Annotated in this window: 21 protein-coding genes; 7 read left to right on the top strand and 14 right to left on the bottom strand. The window is 36.8% G+C overall.

What is annotated here, in order from left to right; genetic code table 11:
* The first annotated feature begins 46 nt into the window (after positions 1-46).
* Together CVD19_RS16400 and CVD19_RS16395 are read left to right on the top strand one after the other, a co-directional pair.
* Positions 47-250, top strand: a complete 204-nt coding sequence (locus tag CVD19_RS16400) for a hypothetical protein (RefSeq protein WP_101583410.1) — start codon at positions 47-49, stop codon at positions 248-250.
* A complete protein-coding gene (locus CVD19_RS16395) occupies positions 250-447 on the top strand; it encodes a YwbE family protein (protein WP_101583407.1) in 198 nt (65 codons plus the stop codon). Before CVD19_RS16400 ends, CVD19_RS16395 begins: the two co-directional genes overlap by 1 nt.
* 354 nt (positions 448-801) lie before the next feature.
* Here the strand turns inward: CVD19_RS16395 and CVD19_RS25535 are convergent, their stop codons facing one another.
* Both CVD19_RS25535 and CVD19_RS16385 read right to left on the bottom strand, forming a co-directional pair.
* Complete coding sequence (locus tag CVD19_RS25535) at positions 802-1,119, bottom strand: DUF4240 domain-containing protein (RefSeq protein ID WP_257985173.1); 318 nt, start codon at positions 1,117-1,119, stop codon at positions 802-804.
* Positions 1,120-1,359: 240 nt separating this feature from the next.
* Positions 1,360-2,757 carry a M28 family peptidase gene (locus tag CVD19_RS16385; RefSeq protein ID WP_101583405.1) on the bottom strand — a complete coding sequence of 466 codons (1,398 nt, stop codon included), beginning with the start codon at positions 2,755-2,757 and terminating at the stop codon, positions 1,360-1,362.
* A gap of 430 nt (positions 2,758-3,187) precedes the next feature.
* On the opposite strand from CVD19_RS16385, the gene CVD19_RS16380 reads away from it, so the two are divergent.
* On the top strand, positions 3,188-3,730 hold the full coding sequence (locus CVD19_RS16380; RefSeq protein ID WP_257985172.1) for an NADPH-dependent FMN reductase: 543 nt from the start codon (positions 3,188-3,190) through the stop codon (positions 3,728-3,730).
* A gap of 109 nt (positions 3,731-3,839) precedes the next feature.
* On the opposite strand, the gene CVD19_RS16375 is transcribed toward CVD19_RS16380, so the two are convergent.
* The 3 genes from CVD19_RS16375 to CVD19_RS16365 form a co-directional block, all read right to left on the bottom strand.
* A complete protein-coding gene (locus CVD19_RS16375) occupies positions 3,840-4,190 on the bottom strand; it encodes a hypothetical protein (protein WP_101583400.1) in 351 nt (116 codons plus the stop codon).
* Between the two features lie 116 nt (positions 4,191-4,306).
* On the bottom strand, positions 4,307-4,714 hold the full coding sequence (locus CVD19_RS16370; RefSeq protein ID WP_308314879.1) for an anti-sigma regulatory factor: 408 nt from the start codon (positions 4,712-4,714) through the stop codon (positions 4,307-4,309).
* A gap of 126 nt (positions 4,715-4,840) precedes the next feature.
* A complete protein-coding gene (locus CVD19_RS16365) occupies positions 4,841-5,533 on the bottom strand; it encodes a Na-translocating system protein MpsC family protein (RefSeq protein ID WP_101583397.1) in 693 nt (230 codons plus the stop codon).
* Between the two features lie 444 nt (positions 5,534-5,977).
* Between CVD19_RS16365 and CVD19_RS16355 the strand changes: the two genes are divergently transcribed.
* The gene (locus tag CVD19_RS16355) at positions 5,978-6,205 is read left to right on the top strand and encodes a hypothetical protein (protein ID WP_257985171.1); all 228 of its coding nucleotides are present in this window, start codon (positions 5,978-5,980) and stop codon (positions 6,203-6,205) included.
* A gap of 217 nt (positions 6,206-6,422) precedes the next feature.
* On the opposite strand, the gene CVD19_RS25530 is transcribed toward CVD19_RS16355, so the two are convergent.
* Positions 6,423-6,554 carry a hypothetical protein gene (locus CVD19_RS25530; RefSeq protein WP_257985170.1) on the bottom strand — a complete coding sequence of 44 codons (132 nt, stop codon included), beginning with the start codon at positions 6,552-6,554 and terminating at the stop codon, positions 6,423-6,425.
* Between the two features lie 521 nt (positions 6,555-7,075).
* Between CVD19_RS25530 and CVD19_RS16350 the strand changes: the two genes are divergently transcribed.
* The gene (locus CVD19_RS16350; protein ID WP_101583392.1) at positions 7,076-7,513 is read left to right on the top strand and encodes an SMI1/KNR4 family protein; all 438 of its coding nucleotides are present in this window, start codon (positions 7,076-7,078) and stop codon (positions 7,511-7,513) included.
* Positions 7,514-8,061: 548 nt separating this feature from the next.
* Here CVD19_RS16350 and CVD19_RS16345 read toward each other — a convergent pair.
* A complete protein-coding gene (locus CVD19_RS16345) occupies positions 8,062-8,931 on the bottom strand; it encodes a methyl-accepting chemotaxis protein (protein ID WP_101583389.1) in 870 nt (289 codons plus the stop codon).
* A 745-nt stretch (positions 8,932-9,676) separates the two neighbouring features.
* Entirely contained in the window at positions 9,677-9,925 is a 249-nt protein-coding gene (locus CVD19_RS25200) for a hypothetical protein (RefSeq protein WP_142383541.1), read from the bottom strand.
* A 1,348-nt stretch (positions 9,926-11,273) separates the two neighbouring features.
* Between CVD19_RS25200 and CVD19_RS16340 the strand changes: the two genes are divergently transcribed.
* A complete protein-coding gene (locus tag CVD19_RS16340) occupies positions 11,274-12,986 on the top strand; it encodes an AIPR family protein (RefSeq protein WP_101583386.1) in 1,713 nt (570 codons plus the stop codon).
* 134 nt (positions 12,987-13,120) lie between these two features.
* Here CVD19_RS16340 and CVD19_RS16335 read toward each other — a convergent pair whose 3' ends face one another.
* From CVD19_RS16335 to CVD19_RS16315, 5 genes are all read right to left on the bottom strand, one after another.
* Entirely contained in the window at positions 13,121-13,972 is an 852-nt protein-coding gene (locus CVD19_RS16335; RefSeq protein ID WP_101583484.1) for an ATP-dependent DNA ligase, read from the bottom strand.
* A gap of 214 nt (positions 13,973-14,186) precedes the next feature.
* Positions 14,187-17,282 (bottom strand): type I restriction endonuclease subunit R, encoded by a 3,096-nt coding sequence (locus CVD19_RS16330; protein ID WP_101583383.1) that lies wholly within the window; start codon positions 17,280-17,282, stop codon positions 14,187-14,189.
* Positions 17,269-18,510: a restriction endonuclease subunit S gene (locus CVD19_RS16325; protein ID WP_101583381.1), complete on the bottom strand. Its 1,242-nt coding sequence runs from the start codon at positions 18,508-18,510 to the stop codon at positions 17,269-17,271. Before CVD19_RS16325 ends, CVD19_RS16330 begins: the two co-directional genes overlap by 14 nt.
* Positions 18,500-20,023 carry a class I SAM-dependent DNA methyltransferase gene (locus CVD19_RS16320; protein WP_257985169.1) on the bottom strand — a complete coding sequence of 508 codons (1,524 nt, stop codon included), beginning with the start codon at positions 20,021-20,023 and terminating at the stop codon, positions 18,500-18,502. Before CVD19_RS16320 ends, CVD19_RS16325 begins: the two co-directional genes overlap by 11 nt.
* Positions 20,024-20,175: 152 nt before the next feature.
* Positions 20,176-20,457 (bottom strand): hypothetical protein, encoded by a 282-nt coding sequence (locus CVD19_RS16315; RefSeq protein ID WP_101583379.1) that lies wholly within the window; start codon positions 20,455-20,457, stop codon positions 20,176-20,178.
* 151 nt (positions 20,458-20,608) lie between these two features.
* On the opposite strand from CVD19_RS16315, the gene CVD19_RS24885 reads away from it, so the two are divergent.
* Positions 20,609-20,773, top strand: a complete 165-nt coding sequence (locus tag CVD19_RS24885; protein WP_180953668.1) for a hypothetical protein — start codon at positions 20,609-20,611, stop codon at positions 20,771-20,773.
* A 137-nt stretch (positions 20,774-20,910) separates the two neighbouring features.
* Here CVD19_RS24885 and CVD19_RS16310 read toward each other — a convergent pair whose 3' ends face one another.
* Entirely contained in the window at positions 20,911-21,414 is a 504-nt protein-coding gene (locus CVD19_RS16310; protein WP_180953667.1) for a DUF3800 domain-containing protein, read from the bottom strand.
* Between the last annotated feature and the right edge of the window lie 62 nt (positions 21,415-21,476).

Genomic DNA, 21,476 nt, shown 5'->3' with positions numbered 1-21,476 from the left:
AACAAGTATACTGACTTTACCCATTCATATAAAGGAGGAACTTTTCATGTCGAACACAAATGATTCTCATGAAACCGTAAAACCCGCGCAGAAAATGACTCTGCAAGAAGCAGTCCAAAAGCAATTAGAAAGGAAGAAAAACCAGAATTCAGCCGGAAATGCAAATTCCCACCAATCACAAAAAACGCAGAAAATGAAAAGCCAGCAAACGAAAAAAGTAAGCAATTCACGCAGGAAAATGGGTGTTTAATGAACGGCCAAAACAGAAAAGACATTAAACCAGGTATTGAAGTTGATATCGTCCTGAAAGCGGATCAAACGACAGGCAAGCTGACTAGTGGCATCGTTAAGGATATATTAACTAATTCCAGCTCCCATCCCCATGGAATCAAAGTAAGGCTGACAGACGGACAAGTCGGCAGGGTCAAAGCCATTAAATCAAAATAGTTAACAGCTTAAGACCCTTCCTGCAAATGGGAAGGGTCTTTCCGAATAAAAAGATTATCGTACTGATACCTGAAGTCAGCCCCAATTCATGTTGTAATAAGCAAATATCATAGGACGATGCAGCTACCCAAGCGGGTTTTCTCCAAACCGCTCCCACAGCACGGGAAAAAGTGTTTCCAAATCATCTTCTTCCCAATCAAATTCAATCTCTCTCGCTGGTTCAAGACCTCTTCTTTCAAGCTGTTCCAACAGCGCGTCGTAGGACTCATCATCCCATTCGGTACTCCCTGTTTTCTTCAGAGTAAAGGATCCTGTCCTGCTGAAAGAATTTCTTCATACTCCGGAACCCCCTCGTCATTGAGGTTTTGTTCCGCAATATACTCTGCCAAATATTCGGGCTCGTCCATCACTTTGTGATATACACATTTCTCCCTGGCTGATGAGCCATCCGCGAAAATAGTCAAAGCAGTCATCAGAGCATCCGCCCATAATCACATAGGCCGCTCCCCACAGCCTCGATTGATAGCTCTCGTTCAACAGCTTTTGTAAAATTAATTCAAAATCCACGATTTCATTTATCTCTTTCTTTGCCAAGGTTTCTGTTAACCATTCCGTCTGGCTCTCGTATTCCTTGGAAGCTTCTATTAAACTCCAAAACTCTTTATTTTCCATATGCATCTCCTCCATTTACCTGTACAATGGCGCCATACGTAAATTGTAGGAAGTTATTAAGCCGCGATGTCGAATTTAAAGCGGTGATTCCCCTAGATTCTCCATGTAATGGTTTTACCATAAAAATACCACTATATAACTCAGCTATTTTTTTACATTAGCAAAGTATTGCGTCAGAAACAAAAACACCAGGAAACCGTCCTTTTCAGGTTCATTTCCTGGCGCTTCTTTAAAGATATGTTACTTGATCTCCTGTTTGTGGTGCAGGTGAGGCAATTTTTGTTCCTTGCCTTTTATCGCCTTTAGTCTATTAAATTCAGGGCGTACCAAATCATATACCGCTGTTCCCACGATTTCAGCAACGTCCTGAAGCTTTTCTTTGCTGATCTTATCAATTGTGTCGTCCGGAGTGTGGTACCAAGGCTCTAGTGGTCTATGAATAAAGGAAGCTGCAGGGATACCAGCCTCAGTGAACGACACATGGTCGCTGCTTCCTCCAAGTTCAAGTGGCGTTGGTGTACCATTCAAACGAGTGCTTGATGCCTGGGCGGTTTCCGAGACGATATTTGGATTGCCGTCAGCCACATTGATCACCAAATTACCCGCATCCCGGCTGCCAACCATATCGAGGTTAAAGTAGCCGACGAAACGGTTCTTTTCCTCTTCGGACAGCTGGCTTGCATAATATTCCGAACCAATCAACCCCAGCTCTTCAGCACCAAATGTAATGAACCTAAGCTCCGTATCGGTTGGCAGATTTTTTAATACACGGGCAAGCTCCAGTGTCATTGCTGTGCCGGAAGCGTCATCATTCGCTCCGGGTGCTCCTTGCACAGAATCATGGTGTGCCCCGATCGCCACAATTCCTTTTGCAGCTTTGTTTTTAAACGTAGGCGCCTTTGTGGCAATCACATTATGGGAAGTCTTCATGCCCCCCTCGGCGCCTTCAATATTGATGGTTGCTGTAAGAGGTCCGCTATCCAGAGCAGAGACTAATGCTTGTCCAGCATCCCGAGTGATTCCAACAACAGGGATATATTTGTCGTCTGGAGCACCAAGTGTGCCGTTAATGACCCCATCCGCATTGTTAAAAATAATCACACCCACTGCACCTTTGGCAGCTGCGTTTAACACTTTTTGAGCGAATGGAATTTCACCACGCTGCACGAGTGCAATTTTACCTGTTAGGTCCTTATCTGCCAAGTCCTGAGCTCGTCCCAAACCAGCAGAGACCAGTTCACCGGTCACGTTTCCATCCATCCCGTATGTAAAGGAAGTTGGGTCCAGAGCGCCAGAATAGCCACTTACAGTTAATTCAACAGTATGTGGTGCAGTATAACCAAAAAATTCGAACTCTTGAAGCTTTGTTTTATAGCCATAGGACTCAAATTGCTTTTTAACGAACCGGATCGCATTTTGTTCTTCCGGACTTCCAGCCACTCGTGGAGTTCTTGATAGATATGCAATATTATTGTAAATATTGTCGACATTGATATGTTTAGTGACTAATTTATCAAATAATTTGTGCGGCTGTACTTGTTGTGACTCGACAGGCTGTGCAGAAATGGCTTGTGCACCTAGAGAACTGAACGCTAATCCTGCAGCTAAGGTCAATGCTAAAACTGGCTTCTTTTTCATAAAATACCCCCTAAAATAGTAAAATAGTTATTACGAAAAATATGTTATAATATTCAGAAAATAAAAATAAGGTGATTTTATCATTTATATATAGGTCAATAGATTCAATTAATGTAGGGGAAAGAATAAGTTGTGGGTGTGTCCATAAGATTCCACTATTATCTCACACCCAAAAAATATATTAGCCATACCTACCCCAAGCCTGCTTATGCTTATTAGTTGTTTTTTCAACTAGTTGATCCCTCACTCGCTAGGTAACGATTAGTTGACAAAAACATTTTAGAGGTATAAAATAAATCTCGAATTAAAAATATTTTAATTAAAGACAATTAAACTATTAACAATTCGCAGAAAATATAAATCAAGAGGTGCAGCAGTGGGACTCTTAAACAAATTATTTGGAACATCATCCAAAGAGGAGGATACATCAGTGGAAAAATTAAATATTGGAATTATATTAGGTAGCACACGCCAGGGACGTGTCAGCCCTCAAGTAGGAAACTGGGTAAAGGAAATCGCGGACAAACGTGGGGATGCGAACTATGAAATCGTAGACATTGCTGATTTCAAATTACCATTCGTGGGAGAAGGCACCGGCGAAGAACCAGGACTAAAAGCTTGGTCTGAAAAGCTTTCCAGCCTGGATGGATTTGTATTTATTGTCCAGGAATACAATCACAGCATTACAGGATCTTTAAAAAATGCCCTTGATTCAGCACGCGATGAATGGAACAACAAGGCAGCTGGCATTGTAAGCTACGGCTCAACTGGCGGCGCACGTGCGGCCGAACACCTGCGTGGAATCCTTGGAGAGTTAATGGTTGCAGACGTCCGTGTACACCCAACATTGTCACTATTTACTGACTTTGAAAACTTCAGTCAATTCAAACCAGTTGAATTGCACCTGGATAATATCAATCAAATGCTAGATCAAGTGCTCGCTTGGAGTGGCGCATTGAAAACGATAAGATAAAATGAAAAAAGTGGGGGATGCTGCAATCCCCCACTTTTTTACCATTCTATTGCAATTAAAAAGCCGTCTTGTCCAGACAAAAAACATTATAGATTGAAACAGGGCTCATTTAGTCAATTTCACCAAAGGATGTGCTTAAATTCTTCAACGTGTGCAGCCTTCCTGTAAAAATGAACAGGTCATCATAATTTCTTTCTACATATTCATCGATAACATTGATCCCTTGTTTTAATCTATCAACCAGGAAATTAGTGTACTTTCCATCCCAAGTAAACGTATTTATTCTGATCAGTTCCTCCGCCAGTGATTGAAACTTAAACTCTGCTATAAGAAGTCTTAATTGACGTAATTTATCCGAGTTTGAACAGGTGATGTGTTGATTGTCTGGTAAATTTGCAAAGCCTATAAAGTCCCTGATATTGTTCGCAAGCAGATTCGCTTTTTGCATCTGGATACTCATTTTCCCGTCCCCTCTATCTCCTATATTTATATATACAGTATAAGAAGATTGTATGTAGCTGGACGGTTATTAATTCCTGAAACTAATAGATTTAATCGTGAACATTCCCTGTAAGGTTAAGAATGCCATTTAACAATTGTAATAGTTGTCCCTACCCCAACTGTCGACTCTATAAAAAACTCGTCCATTAATTTGCTTACCCCCGGCAACCCCACTCCGAGACCTCCAGAGGTGGTATAGCCTGGTTCTAATGCTTTGTTAATGTCCTGAATGCCTGGACCGTTGTCGCTGGCGGTTATTTTGATGCCGATTTTCTGTTTCTTCCTGAGGATTTCGAATGTAATTTTTCCCGAACCTGCATAGTAATACATATTTCTCCCTAATTCAGAAACAGCAGTGATGATTTTGGCTTGATTTATAGAGTTATAGAAGAGAGACTTCGATAATTCCCTGCCCATTTTCCGGGCCAACACAATGTCCCCTTCTTTTTGGATCTCAATATAAGACTTTTTTTCCACCCTCATTGAATTTCCTCCAAAAAGGTATTTTATTGTCGAATTCTAAACCTTGCCATTAAAAAAGGCCAAAAAGAAGTATAAGTACCTCTTTTTGGCCTATGTCCAATCCTGTCGCCTGGATCATTCATGCCATTATTTTTTTGGCTGTAAAATAAAAACCGCTACACTATTGTCCAGATTAAAATCCCACATTACAAAAGCATTTTCAAGTTGAGCATTAAGATATAACTCGAATTTTTCCTTGTGATTATGTATGAGTCTTTTTTCAAGGTTTCTCTTAGCTAATATTAGAGTATCTTGAAAATCTAAAAATATTAGCTCTCTTTCTATACTAATAAGCACTTTTTCACGAACGATCACTAACGTGCGAGGGTTTAATAAATAAGAATGAACTGCCCCCGGCTTCTTTTCTGCTTCCTCACTTACAAGTATAATTTCCGTATGCACTTCTTCCTGATTATCATAAGTTTTTCCCGGTAAATGGACATTTTCCTTTGTTGATATCCCGACAAACATTCCCGAATGGGATTCCAAATTCCAGTCGTAATAGAACTCTTTAATCTCCATTCCAATGTTCACAGATATAAAGATTTTTATTTCGCTAATTAACGTTTCCATCAACATATCTCTTAATTTTTCAACATAGGTATTTTGGCCTTTGTTTATTAATTTATTCTCGATAGGGGTAAGAAAGTCTTTCACATAAATTGTTACATAAGGATTTGCGATGGTAGCAAATACAGCGCCTGGCCCTTTACCAAAGTGTTCACGCAGCAATCGACCAACAAAACTCCCTAACTCTTTTTCTTTTTTGTGGTTTTGCATTCACGTCATCCTTTAAGTACATAGCAGTATGTCTACAATTAAGCCCTTTAAGAACATAGCAATCTATCTATATTCCCTACTATTGTATTCTCTAAACTATGATAAATTTCCTTCTTTTGGGGATATAATTAAAAATTAATTTTGAATATAGCTACGTCTGAGTAAAAATTTGTATTGAATATATATCATATTAGCAGTTTGTATATTTTGAATAGCAGGAAAATCAAAATGGCAATATAGAAATATAGCAATGAATATCCCTGCTTTTTCGTAACCGTCACCAACCTGACACATTTCCCGTTCGAACACCATGTCCTTTTTCACTGTTCTTCCATATAAGAACAGTGAAGGGACGGTGTTCATGAATTGATTTAAAATCAGGCAGTATCGAGGAATTCGAAAGTTATTCCCAGTTTACTTCCCTGAAGGAGTTTAATCACCATATTGAAATGTGGCTGTCAGTTAAAAAAGAGGCATTTTCGAAGGGCGAACTGGCTGGTTTACAGCGGCTGGTTCGTTTTGCTGCAAAAAAAAACCGGGATTTCCAATGCCAAAATCGGCACGATACTAAAAGCAATGAATGAAGAGTGCCATGGCAACGGAATTGTTCATCATGCGGCGGTCAATATCCTCCCCGCTTTTCCCTTCCTTGCGGTAGATTTTCACCGGTAAGGGTTTATAGCAAAGAAGCTGTGCACGTTTCATGCAAAGCTCTTCCATCGCTTCTAAGCTATAGCCTTCGCCTGCGTCTGAGTGCTCACCCTGCAATAGATGCCGATCATACAGTCACTCTCTCATTCTTATGTATATTCATTGTTTCCATGCCACATTAAAAGTATAGACGTTTATTGAACCAAACAGGACAGAGAAAAAATTACCACGAAAAAACCTAGCTTCGAGCGGCTTTTTCCAAGGCTTTTTCGATGTGATATGCGATAACCTTTTCTTTTACCAATCTCACTTTTTCCTCGTCGATTTCCCTCGTGTTTGAGAGATAAACAAACACTTGCTGTCTTGCCAAGCTGATCACCTCAACACAATGAATGAAAAAGGGAGGTTGTCTCATTCCGAAAATACAACAGTGAGGGCACAACCCCACTGTTTTGTATAAATGAAAAGTGTGCTTTAAAAATAGGTTACTTTGAATGAGCTGTCTTTACCTGATACGAATTTAATCCTGACGCTCTCTCCTTCATCCATGTATTCTATCGTCTGCTTCAATCGCTCCAATCCATCAATTTTTCAAGCTTTTGTATTCCGTCTGGATTTTTTCGAGGGGGATAGTTGCCCCGAACAATTCGATTCTTGCTTCTAGTCCTGATCGCTCTATCATCAAACAACCTATTTCATTGTTTTTTGATTTGAACGTCAATTAAGAGTTTTGCATCGTTTCCTTTTTCGGTGATATCCGCGGTTATTTCTGAAGATTTTTCAATAGTGGCTTTTTTTCTATGACATGATCCAGGATCTCAGGGAGGTGGAATATGAAACTTTATAGAATGTTAACATTAGGAATCAAACAAAGTGAGGTGTTAAGCTTGCATGAGGGAATTTTGTGTAAATAGTGTATTAGATGAGTTAAAATCACGGTTAGACGAAAAACACATGCTTAGAATACACGGCTATAGTAGTATGTTTGAAAATATGGGTTTCACATTTAATGAACCGACCACCATTGAAAAGATTGAAAAATTCATGCTGGAAACTAACTTTATACTGCCTCCTGATTATAAAAACTTCTTGCTTATGCATAATGGCGTCAGTTTTTTCACTTATGAATACGGTGATTCATTTTCCTTTTACCCTCTGGAAAAACTGATTGATCTGCATCAATTAATAGTGAACGCTTTCCACAGTGAATATATTAAAACGCATTGTTTCCCCATTGGTTATGTAACGGATATGGGTCCTATCCTGATAGACTATTCTAAGACGAGTGACTACGGGCGGGAAAGTGTACTGTTACTTGGAATTGATTGATTTTCAATGTGATTTTCTTACCTGGCTAGAACGGATGATTAAAACGCAGGGAGAAAAGTATTGGGAATGGTCATCAAAGGTGGTGCAGATTAGTTAATTTTACTTTTTTCTCTGCAAGCTAACCTGCCCTTTTGTTTAAAAAGCAAAAAAACCGGCATCCGGATTTTTGAAATTACTTTCCTTTCAGTACAACAAGACCAAACTTGCCTGTATTTGAGTTTAATATTCGTATTTTAATTCGGCGGGATGGTCTCATCGTTAGAGAAATCTCATCCAAGACCAATATCGGTTATAAACAGATAATCCAGGAAGAGGACAAATATGTTGATAATACAGATGTATAAGTCTCCCCAGCCATATACTCTAACAGGGATTTAACACCACCTATAGAAAAAAGCACAAGTTTTACATATTTTGCAAAACTTGTGCTTGTCACATTTTAAGGTTACATTCAGGTTCAGAAACTATTATTATTTAGTTGAATTTTTTAGCGGTTTAATTTGGTTAGAGTAAATCTGTTATTATGTTTACCTCTGAATAATCGTTGGTTATATTTCACCCTTGATTATCCGCTCAGCATATTCTGCCAAAGTGCTGGCGTTTTGGCTGATTTCCTGCATTGTTACGGCAAGTTCCTCGATTGCAGCAGATTGAGTGTTCGCTACACCATTACTTTTAGTGACGGACTTGTGTAACTCTAAAATGAGCTCCTCAATTTTCGTTACCGTGCTTCTGATAGTTTCAGTATGCTCCTTTGAATTACCCGCCATTTTTCGGATTTCCTGGGCAACAATCGAGAAACCCTTCCCAAATTCTCCTGCCCGTGCTGCCTCAATTGAAGCATTCAATCCTAAAATTTGGCTATGGTCTGATACTTCACGTACCATTTTTGCAACCTTCTCTATATCCTGGACACTACGGGATACAGAATTGGATTGCTCAGATATATATTGCATGGTACCTGAAAAAGAGGTTACAGAACCTGCCAATTCCTGGATAGTAGCGGTAACTTGTTCGACTGCAACCGATAATTTTGATGCAATATCAAATAGGTTGTTATATTGCTCTAATGAACTAGCGACTCCTACAGCACCAAACACGTGGCCTGTGTTATCCTGCAAGGGAATAGCATTAGCCTGTACTGGAAATCCAAATACTTCTTTGGGCAAAATAGCTTTCTGTACTTTTCCATACCGAACCGCTTCATACAAACCATCACCTTGTTGAAGCACGTACCCAGATGGCAATGGCGGCACCGTTTCAGATCCAACACCTAACAACAATTTTTCCCTGTCAGAAACACCAATCGCAAAGTCTTGTGGGAACAAATCCTTCATCAGCGGAGCCAATTCAATGAAAACTGCAAGTTTCGGATGTAAATCCCTATCCAGTTCCTGATCGTCTTGTAAATTGTTCATTATAAATCCTCATTCCTTTGAATTGTAGAGTAAACCATATGTATAGTTATGGACTTTATAAAAAAAGAGCACCTGAGTGGAAACCACTAATTGTAAGTATCCAGCTACCCACAAAAATACTGTCATTTCTCCCTATTTAATTTTCTTATTTTCTAAAAAACTAATAATTGATTATTATTATCTTACTATATTTCCACTTTTATGCAATATTTTTCGTTTAAACGATATGTAACAAATTCTAAATTAGCTAGTTTGGATGGATACCCAACCCAATAAAGGTACGTGCCATAACTGACGGGGGCGCCAAATAAGCGTTCTTTCTTTCCTATTTTACAAAAATTATTTATGAGATCTGTATAAGGGATTTCACCTTATGGAAGGTTATCAGACTGAAGCGCATTATTAATAATCACACTATCTGGCTTACAGAGGGACAAAGCATTCATTTTTCCGATGGGATTTGATGTTTTTCAGCGGCTGACTTTTGCTAAATTGGGCTGTTGAGAAAATTGCAAATATTAACCAGACCATTTATCCGCACCGCCCATTCTTTCTACTAGTTTATGGAGAGTTCACATATAGCTTACGTATGGTTCTTGGAAAATACCGAGGCCCCCAATATTATCGCCATTACAATCAGCTTTCTATCAGATAGATAAAAAAACCGAACATGGAGTTTTTCAAAATACCCAATTTAAAATGGAATTCCATTGTGGATTCCATTTTATGATTCCCTAAAAGTTATTTAACTATAAATATCCTTTAACGTTTTTTCAAGTTTCCCAAATTCTTCGCTACAAATCTTGTGATAACTCATCCCTTGAATAGGTCTAAATGAGATTACCACGTTTTGGATTTCTGATAGCGGTAAACCATAACTCGGATCTTCCAATTCAAAATCTATTTTAATTGGCAAATTTAATGGATATCCTAAACGCTTTTCCGGAAAAAACTCTCCATCTTTCCAATCCCCAGTTCCAGTGTACGTTAACAATTCTGTTGAAACATACGAGATAATGGATTTGGCTTGACGCTTTCTTCTGGTGTCGTTAAATAAATAAGCTTCAAAAATGTATTCACTTCATCGATATAACGCTCTCATGTATTTGCTTCATTACTAATATGATCTTTTAGCTTAAAAGAATCCTCATATTCAAACCCAAGTGCAGCGATAATATTTTGTTGAACGGATTCCGGTACCTCTTTTACCAAGCCTTTCTCAAGAGCGTGTATTTATGAATGCGATTTACCAATCATTTCAGATAGATTCTTAGCACTAATCCCTCTACTTTCCCTTTCATCTTTAACCCAGAATATAAAATCATTCGTCTCTTCACCCTCCTACTTTTTTTATTGCCTTTTAAAAAATTTTTATAACCTGGGAATAAGAAAACTCAATGTGCGTATGCTCCGATGGGACAACACCAGTTTCTTCTTCAGAAAACCGCCTCGCTGATGCTGTCTTCTTTCCTTTCTGCTGCTTTGTTCTGCCAACTAAAAAACCTCCTTTGGTATGCGGGTTAGAACCCATACATAAGCAAAGAAGGTCACACGGTCCGGTGGAAAAACAAAACTGTATGTATAAATTTCCAATTCATCAAAAACCTTGATGTATCAAGTGTTTTGGCGGGACTGCGTGGGAATCGAACCCACCTGACCTGGCACGCAGGTCACAAGCGGTTTTGAAGACCGTGGGGGACCTGGAAAGTTGACAAACCCTTTGATATCAACTACTCCAAACGTATTTTACCGAAAAGAACCAACGTACTTCCTTATCGTATTCACGTTCAATTATAGTAAATGAAATAGAAAGGTTCAAATAAAAAAGCACCCCAAAGGATGCTAGATTATTCTGCAACAATGATTTCTATTGATTTTAACTCTGAAAATGTTCTCAAGTATTGTTCACCTGTAGTTGTATTATTAAACTCTAATGGTGAATTCTTTTTTTAATCCGGTTTCAATCAACTCAAAAAAATTCGCGTTTCCGGAAAAGTTGAATTAGAAATATCTTGAGTAATTGACATACCAGCTTAAGGATATTTGTGCTTCTGCTTCATAATGTTTAGTACAAAACGAACCTTGAACTTAGAGAAAAATTGTACCAAATTAATCTTTTTTTAGTCAACAAGTAGCGTATTATTAATTCTTTTTAAACTAAAGCCCTAGTTCAAGTACAATGCCACTCTTCAAAATCAATCCTACACATTATATTGTGGCTTTCTCCTATATTAAGTAATCTATATTGTAGTACGGTGATCTAAAATTCATAAAAATTTGGTTTTTGAATGTTCTAAATTGTAAAATTATGTTACAATTTAACAATGTGAGGAGGAAATGCCATGAATGATTCTATTTTATTAGTAGAATGTCTTGAAGAATTTAAAGTTTCGAATGAATTAGATATGACTAATAATGATCTATTTGAGATATTCTCTATGCTATTAATAACACAAAACTCAGAAACTTCTTTTGATGAGATTTCAGAATGTGTAGTAGACGGAGGTTTGGATGGGGGAATAGATTCTTTTGTAATATTAATAAATGATAAATCAGTTACCTCTATTGATCATCTTGATGAAATTAAGTTTACAGAAAAAACTGAAGTACAGATATTAATTGCCCAATCTAAATTTGAAAAGTCATTTAAAGAAGATCCAGTAAATAGATTGCAATCTTCAATTCCTCTTATACTAAATCTTGACCTTGATGAAGATGACCTTTTAGTTAGATTTAATTCTAAATTAGTTGAGAAAATTGATTTATTTAGAAGGATATGGAGAAAAAGTATAGTAAAAAATTCAAAAATATCTATTAGATACATATATTGTTGTAAAGCAGATGAAATTAGTATTAATGCTGCGTTTCAATCAAAAATAGATCAATTAATTGAATTAACTAAAGAATTAACAAGGGTTCAAGATATTCAGTTTTTACCGTACAGCGCAAAGGAATTACTTACATTATATAGTAAAGATCTTCCTACGCAACTTGAACTTATCTTTAAAGAAAATCCAATTCCAATCGCTTTCTCAGAAACTGAATATGGGTATATCGGCGTAGCTACATTAAATAATTATTTTGATTTTATTACTGATGATAATGAAAATGTCAGAGAACATATATTTGAAAATAATATTAGACATTATCAAGGGGAAGTAGATGTAAATAATAAGATTGCAACTACTTTATCAGAAGACAAAGAAAAAGATTTCTGGTGGTTGAATAATGGCATTACAATAATATGTTCAAAATGCCAGCCTATGTTGAAATCTTTATTTTTAGAAAACCCTCAAATTGTTAATGGCTTACAGACATCTTATTCAATAGGCAAGTATTTTACTAAAGATTCTAATGATAACCGCTGTGTTTTAATTAAAATCGTAAAGACAGAAATAAAGAAAACTATTGATACAATAATTTCAGCTTCAAATAGTCAAAACCCTGTACCACCTGTACTACTAAGAGCCACAGATGAAATTCAAAGGAATATTGAAAGTTATTGTTTAGAACAAGGTTATTTCTATGATAGACGCAAAAACTTTTATAAAAATCAAGGTAAGCCTGCAAATAAGATTATCAGTATTCAGAATATGGCTCAAGCAATCGAGGCTATTTTAAACTTTAGCCCTGCTAATGCACGTTCAAAACCAACAACTTTAATAAAATCTGATACTACGTACAATAAAATTTTTAATCCGAGTGTTAATTTTGAAGCTTATTTAAAATCAGCACTTATTCATAAAGAACTTACGAAACTAATTAATAATAATGAAAATATAGAAAAAGATTTAGCCAAAAATTTTGCTTATCATTTATCTAGAATACTTGTGAGTTTTGTATTGAATAAATCTAATTACAATAGTGAAGATGTTGTTGGATTTGACTTGTCTTCAATTAATCAAGCAAAGTTGAATGAATCTTATTCATTACTTAAATCTATTTTAGATGAATACCAATCTCAAAACCCAACAGAAAATATAATCAATATATCAAAGTCTAATAGATTTGTAAGTGTAATTAATAAAAAGATATCCGAAGTATTTCCGAATTAATTTACTCTAAATTAGAGAGTCTAACCCTAAATATGTTAGGCTCTCTTTGCATTGTAACCCATAAATTTTATAACCTCATTTGACTTACATACGGTTTAGGCTATTAAATAATCTAGATTCTTCTAGGCTCGATGCTAATATTGGAACTCTATGAACGATGGTATCCGGAGCAACCCAGCTTTCGTATAGTTTCTAAACTTGACCTTGCATTTCAGTTCGGGTCGGAAATAAATGAAATCCTTATTCTCGTCGACTGCAAGTGTCCTGGATTTCCGATATACTTCCTTCCTGGCTTCAGGAGCGACGAATTCCATGACCCCCATGTGTTTGATCCTTCCATGATCCTCCACTCCCAAGAGCCAACCGAACTCCTTCTTCTTCATCCCGGTTATGAAGACATCCGTGTACTGATAGTTGATTACCTTAAGCCAGGAGTGGGATCGCTTGTTGGCGTGATACGGTGAATCTGCATCCTTCAAAACTATACCTTCCAAACCCTTTTCTTTTACGATATTAAACAGCTCGACTCCCTTGCCTTCAAACCAAACCGTCTTTGAAATCCTATCCGTGTTTTCGAATAAAGAATCAAGAATTTCTTTTCTTTCCCATAAAGGAAGTTTCATGACTGGTTCATCTTCATGATACAGAATATCAAATGTACAGAATTGAACAGGATCAGCATTGGATAGTAGTTCGATTTTGGTAGAGTTGGAAACTGAAAAACGGTCCATGACCTTCTCAAAATCAGGATGCCCTTGATCATCGGTCATGATCAATTCACCGTCCAGGATCGTTCCTTTCGGGATCGGCAGGTCCAGGAGTTCCGGGAATTTCCGTGTAACATCGTTATTATGTCTTGTATATAATTTCGGCCCGTCAATATTGGAATAAATCAGCCTGATACCGTCGAGCTTCAATTCAGATATATAGTTGTCATCGTTGAATGCTTCCTCACTTTTGTGCAGGAGCATCGGGGAAATAAACATATCATCACCTGGAATCATTTTACCATCTATCTATCAATCTAGTATTGATCCCGGCACAAGTAAGTTATGGTAGGCCTTAACCAAACAGGAAGCAAAGGAAATGAATTCTTACCTACCCTTAATTATAAACTTGAACAATAGAATATAATTTCCAGTATCCGACAAATAGGTGAATAAAAAGAAACAAGCTTAATAGCTTGCCTCCCCTACGACCTTATAAATTTGATGCCATTAATTCAGCCTGTTCTACTACTGTTTCAACAGCAATTTTTTGTAAATCAGGTGGATAACCATACTTCTTTAACAGTCTTCTAACAGTAATCCTCATTTTGGCTCTTGCTGATGATCTTAAGTTCCAATCAATACTCATATTAGACTTTATAGCTTTAGTCAATTCGTGGGCAATTACTTTAAGGGTATCATCACCCATAACCTCTTTAGCTGTTTCATGTGAAGACAAGGCATCATAGAATGCAATCTCATCTTGAGAAAGTCCACTCTCTTCTCCACGTTGAAAAGCATCATTAACCTCTTTTGCAAGCTCGATCAATTCCTCAATAACCTTTGACGTCTCAATAGTTCGCTTGTTGTACTTCTGAATAGCTCCCTCTAATAAGTCAGAGAACTTTTTAGCTTGAACAAGGTTACGACGTTGGATATGTTTCACTTTGCCATTTAACAATCGATTTAGCAACTCTACTGCCAAGTTCTTTTGAGGTAGCGCTTTAACTTCTGCCAAGAAAGCATCAGAGAGAATGGAAAGGTCTGGTTTATCCAAACCAAGTGATTCGTATATATCAACAACTTCTTCTGAAATTATTGATTTAGATATCAGTTGGTTAATTTGAGCATCCAATTGAGCTTGTGTCTTCTTTTTCTTCTCTTCAGGAAGAAGTTTAATGATCCCTGCCTTGACTGCTTTAAAGAAACCGACCTCTGCATTTAACTCTTGAGCTGCTTCTTCAGTTGAACATAATGCAAATGCCTTACCTAGTTCAGTAACAAGTCTTAAGAAGTCTTTCTTCCGTTCTTCACCAAGTCCAATGACAAAATCAACAGTTTCAATAATAGCCTTCATTCGATCTGTCGGCTTGTCTGATTGAAACTTAGTGTATTCATGTTCATATAGAAGTTCTTGAATCAATTCATACTTCTCAATCAAAATATCGACTGCAACAGAAGTATCTACTCCTGCATTTTCTTTATCGCTGTCTGTATATTGATTTAATGCTTCTTTAAGGTTATCTGCAATCCCGATATAGTCAACCACTAAACCACCCGGTTTATCCCTAAATACTCGGTTTACGCGCGCTATAGCCTGCATTAAATTGTGGCCTTTCATAGGCTTATCGATGTACATGGTATGCATAGAAGGAACATCAAAACCTGTTAGCCACATATCACGAACGATAACTAGTTTAAGAGGATCATTATTATCCTTCATACGTTTAGCTAAGAATTCGCGTCTGCGTTTATTTCCGATGTATGGTTGCCAATCCTCTGGATCACTTGAAGAACCAGTCATAACGATTTTAATAGCGCCTTCCTTGTCGTCATCATTATGCCATTCAGGCTTAAGTTTGATGATCTCCTTGTACAGATCGATAGCTATCCGACGAGACATAACGACTATCATGCCTTTACCAAACAAAGCACTTTCACGATTTTCCCAATGATTAACAACATCTCTGGCAAGGCGTTTAACACGCTCATGTGCTCCTGCTAACGCTTCTAAACGACTCCATTTTGATTTTAACTTTTCGCGTTCATCAAATTCCTGGTTTTCGGTAATGTCATCGTACTCATCATCTACACTTAAATCTTCCGGTAAATCTAATTTAATGATTCGGCTCTCATAGAAAATTTTAACCGTAGCTCCATCTTCTACTGCTTGCGTCATATCATAGATGTCAATGTAATTACCGAAAACAGCAGGTGTATTCTTATCAGACAACTCAACCGGTGTTCCAGTAAATCCAATGAATGAAGCGTTTGGTAATGCATCACGTAAATATTTTGCATAACCGTATTTTACATTAGCTTCAGATTTATTTTTCTGAACTTGGGCCTGGAATCCATATTGGGAGCGATGAGCCTCGTCTGCGATAACGATTACATTACGCCTATCCGTAAGAGTATCAATTGTTTCCTCGCCATCTTCCGGTCCAAATTTCTGCATTGTTGTGAAGATGATACCACCAGATTCAACAGAAAGTAGTTCCTTCAAATGCTTTTTATCCTCAGCTTGTTTGGGAGTTTGACGCAATAAATCAGTTGATTGGCTAAAGGTATTGTGGAGTTGATCGTCTAGGTCATTTCGGTCGGTAAGAACAACAATAGTAGGGTTATTCATTTCTTGAACCAGTTTCCCTGTATAGAAAACCATTGATAAACTCTTACCTGATCCTTGTGTATGCCAGATAACTCCTATTTTACGATCTCCATCTTCTGAAGCAGCACGTTTAGCTTCTTCAACTGCTTTATTAACTGCGTGATATTGATGGTAGGCACCTAGTATTTTTATTACACGTTCACCATTAATCTGGAACAATACAAAATTCCGGATAATATCTATTAGTATTTTAGGTTCGAACATTCCCTTTATGAGGACTTCTAGCTGCGGTATAGCATTTGGAGCAATTGAAGTACCGTCTATAGTGCGCCACATCATGAAACGTTCTTCATTAGAGGTTAAGGTACCGGCTCTAGCATTTAAACCATCACTAATAACCATGAAAGCATTATATTGAAAAAGGGATGGAATGGTATTTTTGTAGGTTTGCAATTGGTTGTATGCTTGCGATATTCCAACATTTTCATCAGTAGAACTCTTTAATTCAAACACAACAAGCGGAAGACCGTTAACGAATACAACTACATCAGGTCTTTTGTTCGTTGAACCTTCTTGAATACTAAATTGATTAACTACCAGAAAATCGTTATTTTCCGGAGTCTCAAAGTCAAATATCCATAGTTTCTTTGTAGCATTGCGTCCATCTGCTTCCCTCACTTCAACATCTACACCGTCAGTTAGCATTTTGTGAAAGGCTTTGTTGTTCAGTAAGAGGTTTGGATGTTGGGGAATGATAATTTTTCTTACGGCTTCTTCTATTGCCTGGATAGATACTCCCTCATTTATCCTTGAAAGGGCATCCGAAAGACGCCCCTCTAGCATTACTGTTGAAAAATCTTCACGTTCAACCGAGTCCCCACCTGGAGAAAGATCCGGTCCATAAGCAACTTCATACCCTAACTCTTGAAACCAATCCAAAGTTGCTTGTTCTAATTCATCCTCATTAAACTTGAACATGCACTTCTTCCTCACTTTCAATTGGGATATCAATTTCTCCAGAAAGGAGTTTTGGTAGTAGAGAATTTCTTATGGATTCAAGTACTAAAGTTTCTTCCTTTAAGTTATATTTCCTTTCAAATATCGGGGAAGTTATTTTATCAAATTGATCTATTATATCCATATCCGGAATGATTACTTTATTCTTATATGCCACATTACGATTTAATCCAGGAACTGCTGAATCAGCACTTAAGCTAGGTAGATTTTGATTAAGTAAAAGAAGGTAAAGAAAAACCCAACTACATCTCTGATCTTTTTTTGTTACATAAAAAGTAGTATCTATAGGATAAAAATCTGAAATCTCAAAATTAACCGTCCCAGGATTTCCTTTTCTTCCTACGATAATTCCAGGTCCCTTTACCAAAAATTCTTTATGGTAATCCACCATTCCGTTCGATCCATATACAGGATATTTACCATTTTCACGGTTTTCCTTTTTTAAAGGTTTCCCATAATCCAAATCCAGTATCTGTCCAAGCTCTTTAATCATCCATCCCTTTGGGATAAGACCAAACTCACTTTCCACTAGTTCTCCACCACTAGATTTATACGGTTCCCCGTTTTCGTTTGGAAACTCAAATTCAAAAAACCAACGATTGAAAAGCGTTTGTGTTAGTTGTTCAATATTTGCGAGTATATGTTTATTTAAATTTATTTTCGATTCAATTGAGTCAATGACTTCGGCTATCTTTTCTTGAATGTGTAAAGGGGGAATATTCAACTTCAGCTTTTTTAAATCTCTAATGGGTAATTGATTTTGAACTGAGCCACTCATTAGCTCTTGATACTGTTTTTTAGAACTTGGACTTTTTAATAGATGATATAAAAAATTTGTGTTGATATCCTCATCTAAATTTCTAATAATGACCATGCCTGAATTAATGCGAATATTATCAAATGGAATATATTTATGGAAGTAGCCTACATTCCCAACACTACCTCTAGTACTTAAAACAATATCGTTTCTTTGCAACTTTCCTTTTCTTAACACCTTATCTTTCTCTACAGATATATACTCTCCAGTACTTACATCTAAATAGTCATTAATTATATTTTTATTATTTAAAAATAAGGTATGGCCTTTCTCAAACATTTCATTTTTTTTGGGATAATTCTTACCTCTATCACCGTCTATTAATTCAATTTTGCTAGATTCAATGGTTATTTGTTTCCACTCAGAATTCATAACCAATCCCCTTTAATACGTCGCGAATTTTATCCTCTAAAGTTTTTGACTTTGCAAACTGCTCTGCCAGTTCACTAGTTAGTCTATTCATTTTATCTTCATATGGCTCATCATCTTCTATCTCTACTTCAAGACCTACATAACGCCCTGGAGTTAGGATATACTCATGCTCTTTTATTTCTTGAAGTGTTGTAGCTTTGCAGAAGCCTAAAATATCTTCATAATTTTGATCCCTAGTTCCACGCCAAGCATGATAAGTATCAGAAACTTTTTTAATATCTTCTTCCGCAAGCTCTTTATGAGTACGATCAGCCATAAATCCAAGCTTTCTAGCGTCTATAAATAAGACTTCCCCTTTTCTTTCACGTTGACCCACCGCTGCTTTGTTTCTAGTCAAGAACCATAAGGAAACAGGTATTTGCGTTGAATAAAACAATTGTCCAGGAAGGGTAACAATACATTCCACAAGGTCTTGATTTACTAAATTTTTACGAATTTCTAATTCACTTAAATTACTTGTAGACATCGATCCATTTGCAAGTACAAAACCAGCGGTACCACTAGGAGAAAGTTTTGAAACCATATGTTGAATCCATGCATAGTTAGCATTCCCTACAGGGGGAACTCCATAAGCCCACCGGGGATCTTCTCTTAACCTATCTCCGCCCCAATCACTAACATTAAAAGGAGGATTAGCAAGTATATAATCCGCTTTTAAGCCTTTATGCAAATCATTATGGAAAGTGTCAGCATTTTGATCGCCTAAATTACTGTCTATACCCCGGATAGCTAAATTCATTTTCGCTAGGCGCCATGTTGTAGGATTAGATTCCTGACCATAAACAGCAATATCACCTAGTTTCCCTTGGTGTTCTTCCACAAATTTTTCAGATTGAACGAACATGCCGCCTGAACCACAGCAAGGGTCATAAATTCTCCCTTTATACGGCTCAACCATCTCTACAAGTAACTTTACAACAGAAGATGGTGTATAGAACTCCCCACCGTTCTTTCCTTCTGCACTTGCAAATTTACTTAAGAAATACTCGTAAACGCGGCCTAAAACGTCTTGTGAGCGACTTTCTTTATCTCCTACATTAAATGAGAAAAGATCTATTGTCTCGCCAAGGCGAGTTTTATCAAGTGATGGTCTTGCATAATCCTTTGGCAGCACACCTCGAAGAGAAGTGTTTTCCTTCTCAATAGCCAGCATTGCATTATCTATAATCTGACCAATTTCAGGCTTTTTAGCATTGTCCTTTATGTAGCTCCAACGAGCTTCTTTTGGCACCCAGAAAATGTTCTCTGCTTCATATTCATCCTTATCTTCCGGATCAGCCCACTCATCCTCTGATAGTTCCATATGTTTTTCTTCAAACGCATCAGAAACATATTTCAAGAATAATAATCCTAATACAACATGCTTATATTCAGAGGAATCCATACTTCCCCTTAATTTATCAGCCATTAACCATAACTTTTCTTCAAAGCCTACATTTGCTGTTGTTGCCAAGTAAAAACACTCCTTCTTTTATGTCTAACATTACTATTGTAATAGACTTCCATTTATTTAGGAAGAGTTGGTGTTTGGTAATTGTTATTATAGTGCTACCTGGCACTAATTGAACCAGTATAAATAAACAAAAAAAAGCACCTATAAGATGCTTATAATAACAATTTTAGTTCTCTTTTAAAATCGTCATTAAAAATATTTTCTTTTATAGCTTCTTTTAATAGCATTAAAAGATCATGGCTCTCTAAATCTAACGGTCTAGGAACTAAAATCGTACGGCCGTTTTTATCCTTTTTATAATAGGCAAAGCGTATTTCCTCTCTATCTAGATCCTTAACTCTGATCAATTCAATTACAGGTGTAATATCTTCAGATACAATCTTTGCTTCTTTTAATACATCGCAATAATTTGTACTCTTAACGATATTATTCATCATAACATCTCCCTTCAATCTGTATTTCGACAAGAATCTTATTTTCCCTTTAATTCCAACCTAAATAGGACAAATTCAGCAGGAAATAATACCCTATTACACGAATATGTAGTTATTATGCAAAACCGATAAAACAAAGGGGTTGATACGCTTGGCCAGAAATACTGGTGATGGTAACCGTATTGGAGCAGTAAAGGATCGCTCACAGACTTATAATCCTAAAACGGATACCTGGGTAAAACGTGGAGAAGACGGTAGATTTATTAATGTAAAAAGTGATGGAACTCCATTCAAAGGAGTACGTAAGGAGAAATAATCCTTTGAAGAACCATAACCTGCTCGAATACGATACAGGATTGTGAATATTAAAAAGCCCCTGCCACGAAAAGCAGGGAAAGGATATCAAATCTAATTAAATTATCTATGTCAAACAACATCCACTTGGTTTAAACCTTAATCAAAGATATACAAGGTAGCAAGGTCAGAAGATTCAGATCCATCTATTTCTGAAAGTTGTTGAGTTTCATACGTCCTCTCTTCAATATTAAACAGCTCATAAACATAATTAGCAAATTCGTCTTTAGAATTCATTGAGTCTGGGTTGTTTCTTAGATGATTAAGTTTTCTATTAATAGCGCCAGTAAATAAGTCTGCTATTTGTATAAATCTATTCATTTTTGAATCCAATGAAAAGAAAGCGTTTAACTTCAACTCTCCATCATAGTGAATTTTAAAGTTATCCACTAGTAATTGCTCAATTTGTGTTAATCTCAGCGCACTTTCGCCTTCTTCTGCATCTTTAATATAAGTTATCTGTTTTGGTAAATTAATTCGTCCTGTGTTTCTTTCGTACTCTACGCCGGTTCGGACCAATTGATAAAACAATTCGGTAATAATTGTATCGATAGGCTTGCTAATCTTTGTCTTATTAACAGCAATGGCCCTAAATCCAATCATGTGTCCATTAGCAACTACAAAATCTATAAAATCCTTATAGACTTGTAAGTTCGTTCCATTAT

This window comes from Bacillus sp. T33-2, from assembly GCF_002860205.1.
Classification (GTDB): domain Bacteria; phylum Bacillota; class Bacilli; order Bacillales; family Cytobacillaceae; genus T33-2.
The sequence above is the reverse complement of the archived record's forward strand: the minus strand, read 5'-3'. Positions and strand labels throughout refer to the sequence as shown.

Excerpts from the sequence above, each read along its gene's own strand:
- CVD19_RS16400 (WP_101583410.1), top strand. The coding sequence starts at position 47 with ATGTCGAACACAAATGATTCTCATGAAACCGTAAAACCCGCGCAGAAA.
- CVD19_RS16395 (WP_101583407.1), top strand. The coding sequence starts at position 250 with ATGAACGGCCAAAACAGAAAAGACATTAAACCAGGTATTGAAGTTGAT.
- CVD19_RS25535 (WP_257985173.1), bottom strand. The coding sequence starts at position 1,119 with ATGGAAAATAAAGAGTTTTGGAGTTTAATAGAAGCTTCCAAGGAATAC.
- CVD19_RS16385 (WP_101583405.1), bottom strand. The coding sequence starts at position 2,757 with ATGAAAAAGAAGCCAGTTTTAGCATTGACCTTAGCTGCAGGATTAGCG.
- CVD19_RS16375 (WP_101583400.1), bottom strand. The coding sequence starts at position 4,190 with ATGAGTATCCAGATGCAAAAAGCGAATCTGCTTGCGAACAATATCAGG.
- CVD19_RS16370 (WP_308314879.1), bottom strand. The coding sequence starts at position 4,714 with ATGAGGGTGGAAAAAAAGTCTTATATTGAGATCCAAAAAGAAGGGGAC.
- CVD19_RS16365 (WP_101583397.1), bottom strand. The coding sequence starts at position 5,533 with ATGCAAAACCACAAAAAAGAAAAAGAGTTAGGGAGTTTTGTTGGTCGA.
- CVD19_RS16350 (WP_101583392.1), top strand. The coding sequence starts at position 7,076 with ATGAGGGAATTTTGTGTAAATAGTGTATTAGATGAGTTAAAATCACGG.
- CVD19_RS16345 (WP_101583389.1), bottom strand. The coding sequence starts at position 8,931 with ATGAACAATTTACAAGACGATCAGGAACTGGATAGGGATTTACATCCG.
- CVD19_RS16340 (WP_101583386.1), top strand. The coding sequence starts at position 11,274 with ATGAATGATTCTATTTTATTAGTAGAATGTCTTGAAGAATTTAAAGTT.
- CVD19_RS16335 (WP_101583484.1), bottom strand. The coding sequence starts at position 13,972 with ATGTTTATTTCCCCGATGCTCCTGCACAAAAGTGAGGAAGCATTCAAC.
- CVD19_RS16330 (WP_101583383.1), bottom strand. The coding sequence starts at position 17,282 with ATGTTCAAGTTTAATGAGGATGAATTAGAACAAGCAACTTTGGATTGG.
- CVD19_RS16325 (WP_101583381.1), bottom strand. The coding sequence starts at position 18,510 with ATGAATTCTGAGTGGAAACAAATAACCATTGAATCTAGCAAAATTGAA.
- CVD19_RS16315 (WP_101583379.1), bottom strand. The coding sequence starts at position 20,457 with ATGAATAATATCGTTAAGAGTACAAATTATTGCGATGTATTAAAAGAA.
- CVD19_RS16310 (WP_180953667.1), bottom strand. The coding sequence starts at position 21,414 with ATGATTGGATTTAGGGCCATTGCTGTTAATAAGACAAAGATTAGCAAG.